Raw genomic sequence first — 5,352 nt, forward strand, 5'->3', positions numbered from 1 at the left:
AGTTTGGATGAGTTAAAATCTGCAACGACCAGTTTCATAAATAATGTTATGCCAACAGTGGAAGAAGACTCCTTTAAAATGGCCATATATTGGTTTGATGGGGAAGATGAACTACATTTATTGAATCCCTTAACTGCCTCCAGGGAAGAACTGATAGCTGCAATAGAAAGTATAACCACTACAATTAGTAATGACCCATCAACTGATTTATACGGAGCGGTAATTAAGTCAACTAATATTGCTACCGAACTTCTTAACGAAAGCACAAATAATAGTATTATTGGTGCTACTTCAGTTGTAGTTTTTACTGATGGTACCGACCAGGCTTCCAGATATAGCGAAGAGGAAGCTCTCCAAAAAGTAAATGAATCTAATAGTAATATTTCTTTTTTTGCAATTGGACTCGGATCTGAAATAGACACGGAAATACTAATGCAAATAGGTAAGACTTCCAGTGTTTTTGCGGGTAACAAAGAGGAACTTGAAACAACTTTTAATGATATTTCGTCAAGGGTTACTGAACAAGCAAATAGTTTTTATCTCTTTGAATATTGCACTCCAAAACGAGATGGTAGTGGTGAAAACAATCTGGCTATACAGGTTACTAATGGCAACCTACAAGGGGCTGTGCAAAGTAAATTCGATGCTACAGGCTTTACGGGAGGCTGCCAATAAAAGACTTATAAAACAGAATATTTAAAGAGGTGCTAATTAGCACCTCTTTTTTTTTGATCATTAAAAATATAATGTATTAAAGTAGGGTTTTTGCCACCCCACTTGTTTTATATCAAGAAACCCCAATTAACTATTGCAACCTAAATATCATGTTAAAAATTAAAAAAAATATTTAACGCTAAAAAAAAGAAATCATGCTTATAATTAACGAAATTATCCGTCAGAGTGCAATAGGATCTTTATCCAGATGGTACCAAAGTGTAGTTCTCCTAGTGTTTTCAACAATAGTAGTTGCTTTGTTTACAATGTTGGTAATCTTACTTGCAAATGCTTCCCAGCTTACTGCTAATTATAGTTATCTGTTCAACGGAAACATGTAACCATTGGAATAGACAAAAGAAGGTTTAAATTTTAGGACCTAAGATTAACTTAACCTACTTATATATCATAGCATTTACAAAGTCGCTATTACCAGTTTCTAAATCTATCAAAAAACCATTGACAACTGCTTTCTCAATTTTCTGATCTTTGGTAAGCAGAAAAGTTGGATTTTTACCAACGGAGAGGTTAAATTTTGGAACTTTATAGGTTGATGAAATAATATGTAGAGGAATTGGTGAATTTAAGATGTTTTTTTCTAGTTGCTCTACCCTAATGTAAGTATAACCAGATTTTAATAGTTCCATGGGATTCAACTTATTGAGCTCTTTAATTGATTTTACCGTATTTGGATATACCTTTCCAGATTTAATTATATAGCCAGTAGCATCGAAAGTCTTATATCCATAATAAGTAGAGAGATCGCCCTGATCTATTATTCGGCTGCTATACCAAAAATCGTTATGACCCTCCATATCCACCTCTGGTCTCTGTATACCTAAATCCAGGATATATTCTGAGCCCATCAATTCATAACTTATTCCTTCTATTTTTAAATCAAAAAGTTTACGATCATTTTCAGGTATTTTTTCATAATCTTCCAGGGTAATATCCTTATAATTCCCTTTAGCTATAGTATAAATTGCCGACAGAATAGAGACGTAATTCAACTTTCTTATTTGCTGTTTTTCAACATCTCCGGGATAGCCACCAGATTCAATTAAAATTGTACTTGTCCCCCACTTCTGAATATTATCGCCAAAAGCTCTAGGTTCAAAATCGTCGTTATATCTGCCAACCTGTCCCGGGGCATATTTCTGAATAATATTATTCATAAAGACAATTACTTTCATAGCATTACCTCTTACCTCATTTATATCTTTCTCATAATTATAAGCAGGTGCCAGATATGATATAGTAGCGGGTTTATTAGTTCGTTCGGCGTTGTAGTAGGTACTTTGGTCATGAAGATTAAATCCGAAGTTTGCACTTAAACTGTCTCTAACTCTTTTAAGAGTTTTGCTTTCAGGAGATTGAAGTCTTAGTGCATCCCTGTTAATATCTACCCCGAGCGTATTTCTTCTTTTAAAGACTTCTGCTCCATCCGGATTTAGCATTGGTAAAAAGTGAAGCCTTAAATTTTCAAATATTTCTTCTTTTTCATCTTTAAAGTCATCACTATTCAAAAAATTTAAAATATCGAATATGGCTTGGGTCGCTGTTGGTTCATTACCATGCATTTGCGACCATAAAAAGACATCGGTTTCACCTCTTCCAATACTGATAAGAGATAGTGTTCTGCCTTCAATTGAGTTACCGACATTAGTAACATCAAATTTGGAATTATTGCGGTATTTTTTTATTAGTGGTACTAGTTCCTGATGTTTAATTCGTCTTTTATTCAGAGTGGTTTCATTATAAGAGTCATATGTCTCATACAGGGAATTTGTTATATCCACGGGTTGAGCATATAGCTGAGTACTGATTATAATGAAAAGAAGTACGTATAGATATTTAATTGTCATTAGCTTCTGGGTTTTTTGGTATGGGTTTAAAATTAAGATTTTTGGTTGCTTTTCGCACTTTTTCCATAAAATCTTTACCCGGATCTGTTTTTACGGTTCTGTAAGTTTCGTCTTTCTCCAGCCATAAAGGGTGGTTTACAAAATTTGTATACTCGTAATGTCCAATTAAATACTCGATTGGATATTTATTATATAGGTAGTCTACCAACCAAATATTTGCCTTTAACTGGGCCTTGGTCAAGGGTAATTCTTTAGTACCCCCAATGTTTTCAATTCCTATTGCACAATGATTAAGTCCAATGACATGCCTTGCCATATTTGTTTCAGGCATCAAACTATAAATGGTTCCATCCCGGTCTACCATAAATTGTGAAGATACATTAAGTCCACTTACGTTTACTATATCGGGGCGCCAATCGGGTAAAGTCGGCGCGTAAAATGCCTCAAATGCCTCTTCCAGTGTTGGAATTACTGTCCAGTGTAATACAATCATTTTTGGAGAAATACCAGGTAATTCTTGTTGAATCCCATAGCGTTCCAACAAATATTCGCGAGTTAATTGCACCCGCTCCTGATCAAAAACAATTGGTTTGTATTCAATTTCTTTGGAAGCCGAACAAGACAAAATAATAATTGCCGAAAATATAATGACAAACTGTTTCATTAATATGGAAGGATAAATTTTACAATATTTGGATTATTTTTTTAGAGTATCTATTAATTCTTCAGGGCTGAGCGAATATTGTATGGTGACTTCTTTAATTCCCCAATTCCTAGCTTTCTCTATATTTTCTCCCATATAAATATCTATTTTATTCTTCCATCGTTTGTTCATTTTATCCTTAACAAGATAGATTCCGTCTAAACCATTAATTTTTACCTTGGTATTGTGATTAATTCCTATGGCTAATAGATCGCGAGATACAGCAATACTCTTCATTCCAGGTTTAAGCGTATCTCCCCAAGCCCCTATATTAGGCTGGCTCGAGGTTTGAAAGCTCACTGAATTATAGGCTGAGGCAGTAACTTCAACAGAATTCCAAATTAACTCCTTCTTTTCTTTATTTTGACTATTACAAGAACTTAATAGCGAACCAAGTAAAAAAGTTAAAAAAATTCTAACCATAATATTCAGTTTGCCTTAGTTTAACGTGTTCTTTAATACCATTATATCAACTTTTTCCTTGTTCCATTGCTTCGAAAAAGACTAGGGTACGGGTGTAAATATATAGGTGAATGAACTTAAAATGATGTCTTCATCTCCATCGTTATCAATATCCCCGGTATCCATTAAGAACCATCTCCCAATATTGGAATCTGTAAAAGTATTTACAGAAAATTCAAAGTTAAGCTCGTTTTTATTTTCTAAAAACACAAACGATAAATCCGGGTTATTTTGATAATCAGGGAATGATGATACCAAGGCAATATCGATATCTCCGTCCTGATCGAAGTCTAAGACTTCAAGGGCGGTAGCACCATTTAATGGATAAAAATATGCCTCTGTAAAAGAATTTTTTCCATTATTTATATGAATGCGCATTCCATGATAAGGCTTCGGCACAAAGGATTTGTCAGCATTATCCCCGTGCACCGTAATTATATCATCATCACCATCATGATCATAATCAATTATTTGAAACGCGCTGGTGCCATATACAGGACTAAAACGGATAACCTTTTCCGGGCTGAATTTTAAATCATTTTCATGATAAAGTATGGTAATCCCTTCATCACCCTGAGCAGTTAATACTACAAGATCTTCCTTACCATCCTTATCCATATCACGTATTACAGCTTTTATTGCGCCAGGTTGATTTAAAAGTACATGCTTTGTAAAGCTTTCTTCTTTAGTACTTTTTTTAAAAAGTGAAAGCTGACCTTTTACGTCTCCAAATTCACTAATAATCAATTCTTTTATTCCGTCCTTGTCAAAATCATGAGCAATTATGTGCACCGGGCGATGGAGTGCTTCAGGAATAATCGTTATTGTGTCCGGATTTACTTCAAATAGCCTGCCAGATAATAGCTCACTAGGTCTTATACTTCCAATTGCAGCCACAATCATATTATCTCCATCTTCTTCTATAGACACCACCGGACTGCCAAATCTACCAATACGGGTGTTTTGATTCTCAGCAAAACTGTATTCAGATAAGTTGCCATAAATATCCCCCAGCATGAGTTTATTTTTATCTTTATTAAATTCCATATAAGTAAATAAGGCCCCTTTTGTACTATCAATAGAAATCCTGGTTGAAGTGAACTGGGATAATTCTTCTGGAACAACACTGCGCTGGTTTTTTGCTAAAGAATCTGGCGCATTTCTAATAATATATTCCTTTAGCAGTTCCCAATCCTTTTTATCAAGCATGGGTTTTCCCGGAAATATTCCGGTCTTAATAACTGCTTCCATTTCTACAAATGATAGCCCCTTATAGGGATTATAACCTGAGTCTCTTATCCCTAACCTTGCCCCCATTTCGGGAAGTATCTTCTCTGACCAAATATCCTTTGGTAAGCTATTAATTTCGGGAGGGATGTGGCAGCTGGCACAATAGGTTTCATAGAGGACCACTTCTCTATCCTTTTTTGGAGAGTTACAACCACAGAGCACTATGGATATACCAAATACCAGACTGCTGTATTTAAAGTTTTTAAAGAAATTATAACTATGGATCATAGAATGAAGATAGCCTTTACAACATAAGTTTCCAAAATAGTTGGCCTATGGAGGAAGAGGTACATAGGTTCTGTCTTTTGCCATCATTGG

Annotated in this window: 6 protein-coding genes; 2 read left to right on the plus strand and 4 right to left on the minus strand. The window is 34.9% G+C overall.

The window, feature by feature from the left end:
• On the plus strand, positions 1–675 hold a 675-nt coding region (locus WBN20_RS12165; RefSeq protein ID WP_424281877.1), incomplete at its 5' end, for a vWA domain-containing protein.
• 194 nt (positions 676–869) lie between these two features.
• Positions 870–1,055 (plus strand): hypothetical protein, encoded by a 186-nt coding sequence (locus WBN20_RS12170; protein ID WP_424281878.1) that lies wholly within the window; start codon positions 870–872, stop codon positions 1,053–1,055.
• 54 nt (positions 1,056–1,109) lie between these two features.
• Here WBN20_RS12170 and WBN20_RS12175 read toward each other — a convergent pair whose 3' ends face one another.
• The 4 genes from WBN20_RS12175 to WBN20_RS12190 form a co-directional block, all read right to left on the minus strand.
• Complete coding sequence (locus WBN20_RS12175) at positions 1,110–2,579, minus strand: M14 family metallopeptidase (RefSeq protein ID WP_424281879.1); 1,470 nt, start codon at positions 2,577–2,579, stop codon at positions 1,110–1,112.
• The gene (locus tag WBN20_RS12180) at positions 2,569–3,243 is read right to left on the minus strand and encodes a peptidoglycan recognition protein family protein (protein ID WP_424281880.1); all 675 of its coding nucleotides are present in this window, start codon (positions 3,241–3,243) and stop codon (positions 2,569–2,571) included. The genes WBN20_RS12175 and WBN20_RS12180 overlap by 11 nt, the downstream gene beginning before the upstream one ends.
• Before the next feature lie 33 nt (positions 3,244–3,276).
• Positions 3,277–3,705, minus strand: a complete 429-nt coding sequence (locus tag WBN20_RS12185; RefSeq protein WP_424281881.1) for a 3D domain-containing protein — start codon at positions 3,703–3,705, stop codon at positions 3,277–3,279.
• A gap of 81 nt (positions 3,706–3,786) precedes the next feature.
• A complete protein-coding gene (locus WBN20_RS12190) occupies positions 3,787–5,262 on the minus strand; it encodes an FG-GAP repeat domain-containing protein (protein WP_424281882.1) in 1,476 nt (491 codons plus the stop codon).
• Between the last annotated feature and the right edge of the window lie 90 nt (positions 5,263–5,352).

This window comes from Eudoraea sp., from assembly GCF_049665975.1.
GTDB lineage: Bacteria > Bacteroidota > Bacteroidia > Flavobacteriales > Flavobacteriaceae > Eudoraea.